Source organism: Rubritalea sp. (genome assembly GCF_039830215.1).
Taxonomy (GTDB): Bacteria; Verrucomicrobiota; Verrucomicrobiia; order Verrucomicrobiales; family Akkermansiaceae; genus Rubritalea.
In genome coordinates, this window is sequence record NZ_JBDOPO010000233.1 from 1 (window position 1) to 1,943 (window position 1,943).

Genomic DNA, 1,943 nt, shown 5'->3' on the forward strand with positions numbered 1-1,943 from the left:
TCCAGAGGTTGTCTGAATCAGTTCAGTTAAATGGCGGAGAGGGTGGGATTCGAACCCACGGTACCTTGCGGGACGCCGCATTTCGAGGATGATGTATCGTGTTCTCACTATCATCAAAATACCCTATTAATGTAGTATTTTTCCACTTCTATTAGCATTATCTAATATATTTTACTCTAATGTTTTACTCTAATTAATCCTTTATCTAATTGATTTACAGGTCCTTTTTACGATTAGCTATACATACACACCACTAACTATAACAAACGAGGTCTAAATCTCGTTCCTTACTCTTACAACGTATCTCAGCATTGCTCTCTAATCACTTCTATTACCCACAATCACAATAGTTAATACTGGCATCACATAACAACTGTTAATAGAGATTGTGTGATGACCCTACAAAAAATAGGAATAGATAAAACGGGTGGCATAGACCTACAGCAAGTAAATGAGTTATTCAGTATTATTGGCAGATTAGATAAGAAGAAAACAAGACGCTGGGAAGAGCCTAGTATTTCACAGAATGCGCAATACCATCCGCAATCTTTACCTAGCTCATATTCTGCTTACACTCATTCCAACTGGCAAACGAATGCTTTAAATTAGTCTCCTGGCAACACTGTCCACCTTCGCTTGGACCGCCCACTGGTCACTCACAATCTGATGATCTATAAATGCTAACGATTGGTTTTGAAAGTAAAAGATTACTGACTAGTTCGACAGGATTCGGAACATATAGTCGAACACTAATTAGAGATATTTATAAGTTTTACCCAGAGACACGCTGTGTATTGATTGCACACGACAGCTATAAAGTTCTTAAAAAACTGCCCACGTTTTCGTCATCAGAGGTCAGACAAGTCAGAGACTTAGATTCAATAAAAGTTGTGTACCCACCGAGCTCTCGGAATCTATATTGGAAACTCCTAGGTGCCAAGCGCACCCTCTACAGTCAGGGAATTGACATTTATCATGGACTTGCCCACCAAATTCCACGTTCAGTTCGTCAGAAACGTGTGCCAATAGTAGTTACTGTTCACGATCTAATCTATCGACACTATCCAGAATTTTCTCCGGACGACGATCATAAGCTTTATGAATCACAGCTAATCAATGCTTGCTCGATCAGTGACAAAATAATCGCTGTAAGTGAGAGCACAAAAAGGGATATTGTTAATATTTTCTCCATTTCTCCAAAGAAAATATCTGTAATTTACTCAGCGTGCGACTATAGATATCACAAAATTGCAACAGCCGAAACAATTCAACAAACAAAATCTAATTATGGATTACCGGAAAGGTATCTTCTATATGTTGGTTCAATGTCTGAGAGAAAAAACCTTTTATCGGTGGTTAAAGCCCTAAATATTATTCCTCGTGCCGATCGCTTACCACTAGTTGTGGTAGGAGCAAAAACTTCTTACAGCAATGTTATCGGTGAATACATAAAGAACAATGGCCTAGATAGCTGGATAATTTTCCCAAAACGAGTTGAAACTGAAGATCTGCCCGCAGTTTATCAAGCAGCAGACATTTTTCTTTATACATCTTTGTACGAGGGATTTGGGATGCCCATATTAGAAGCATTGACTAGTGGGATACCTGTAATCACATCAAATGTATCCGCGATGCCGGAAGCTGCGGGACCGGACTCCCGACTGATCGATCCCGAAAGCCCAGATGAGATCGCAAGTAGCATAATCGACATCTTATCGGACGATAGTTTGCGCCGTAAAATGGTAAAAAATGGCCACTCATACGCACAGAAATTCGACAACAAGATAATTACAGAACAGATGCTACAACTGTACCAATCAACAATCTTAAATCACACAAAATAGTCTCGTATACTCAATATGTAATTTGGCGGAGAGGGTGGGATTCGAACCCACGGTACCTTGCGGTACGCCGCATTTCGAGTGCGGTACATTCGACCGGAC

1 protein-coding gene is annotated in these 1,943 nt (G+C 40.1%); it reads left to right on the forward strand.

Annotated features, from left to right (window positions below; genetic code table 11):
- Nucleotides 1–677: 677 nt before the first annotated feature.
- On the forward strand, nucleotides 678–1,844 hold the full coding sequence (locus ABGY95_RS07770) for a glycosyltransferase family 1 protein (RefSeq protein WP_347441118.1): 1,167 nt from the start codon (nucleotides 678–680) through the stop codon (nucleotides 1,842–1,844).
- Nucleotides 1,845–1,943 lie beyond the last annotated feature (99 nt).